At 51.6% G+C, this 256-nt stretch carries 2 tRNA genes; both read left to right on the forward strand.

Annotation, left to right across the window (positions count from 1 at the left end):
- The first annotated feature begins 15 nt into the window (after positions 1-15).
- Positions 16-92: transfer RNA gene (locus AACR09_RS19405), tRNA-Asp, on the forward strand.
- 60 nt (positions 93-152) lie between these two features.
- Positions 153-229, forward strand: a tRNA-Trp gene (locus AACR09_RS19410).
- The last annotated feature ends 27 nt before the right edge of the window (positions 230-256 follow it).

Genomic DNA, 256 nt, shown 5'->3' on the forward strand with positions numbered 1-256 from the left:
TGAGTTGACCACTGCGGAGTGGTAGTTCAGTTGGTTAGAATACCGGCCTGTCACGCCGGGGGTCGCGGGTTCGAGTCCCGTCCACTCCGCCACTTATTCGATAACCTCGCCTAGTGCGAGGTTTTTTCGAATCTGAAGTAATAAAAAGTTTTAGGGGTGTAGCTCCAATTGGCAGAGCAGCGGATTCCAAATCCGCGTGTTGGGAGTTCGAATCTCTCCACCCCTGCCATATTTAAGGCTCTAGCAGAAATGCTAG

The organism is Vibrio sp. OPT20, from assembly GCF_963889365.1.
Classification (GTDB): Bacteria; Pseudomonadota; Gammaproteobacteria; order Enterobacterales; family Vibrionaceae; genus Vibrio; species Vibrio splendidus.